The 924-nt window shown below is 64.9% G+C and carries 1 protein-coding gene; it reads right to left on the bottom strand.

All coding sequences use genetic code 11. From position 1 onward, the window contains the following. A partial coding sequence (locus tag AX737_RS00540) for an Hpt domain-containing protein (protein ID WP_197430395.1) occupies positions 1-394 on the bottom strand: 394 nt, incomplete at its 3' end. Positions 395-924: the final 530 nt, after the last annotated feature.

The raw sequence follows: 924 nt of genomic DNA, 5'->3' as shown, positions 1-924 counted from the left end.
GATCCTGGCCGATCTCGAGATCGCCGGCCGACATGCGGTCGAGCGCCTCGATCAGGTCGTCGTCGGAGCCGGCGGGCTCGGTGCCGGCGATCTCGAGATCGGCCAGGATCGCCTTGAGCCGGTCGAGGGTCGCGAGGATGAGGGTGACGGAGGCGCCGCTGACCGGCATGCCGTCGCGGAAGCGGCCCATCAGGGTCTCGGCGGCGTGCGCCAGCGCCTCCAGGCGGGGCAGGCCGAGGAAGCCGCAGGTGCCCTTGATGGTGTGCACCAGACGAAAGATGTTGCGCAGGATGGTCTCGTTGTTCGGATCCTGCTCGAACCGGACCAGCTCGGTATCGACCGTATCGAGATGCTCACTGCTCTCGGTCAGGAATTCACGCAGCAGATCGTCCATCGGCGATACTCAGATTGTGCCCGCACAAGTGCCGGTGCTGGGGCAACTCTGAGCGCGTCCGGTTAGAAAAGGGTTTCCCGGGAGGGCCGCCGCGAGCGATCAGGAAAGATTGATGACGGTTAAATCGGGTTCCGGAGAGGATCGGACTGCTTTCGCGGCCGGGATACGGCCAAACGTGGTTAACGATCTCGAAATGCAACGCTCGCCCGGTCGCCGAAATGCGGCTTCAACTGGGATCTGCGGGACGCCCGGCGCTCGAATACGGGGCCGGCCCGAGCGAGCGGAAGATTTCCCGCACCCCGATGATCCACACGGCAGACCTGTTCGGTCATCAGGCCTTCGGAACGCCCGTTCGAAGGACGTGCCGGGCGTCAGGGCGACGTCTCCCGGATCATGCCGGAGCCGCGACCGGCCCCCTCTCCCATAGGGAGAGGGTTGGGGTGAGGGGTATGACCTTTCAGAACATTGCTCGGCATCGACGCGCGTTCAGGCCCTCGCCTCTTTCGGGAACGTCATACCCCTCACCCTGT

The sequence above is a fragment of the Methylobacterium sp. CCH5-D2 genome (genome assembly GCF_001556475.1).
GTDB lineage: Bacteria > Pseudomonadota > Alphaproteobacteria > Rhizobiales > Beijerinckiaceae > Methylobacterium > Methylobacterium hispanicum.
Note: the sequence above shows the minus strand (reverse complement) of the source record. Positions and strands in the feature narration are given on the sequence as shown.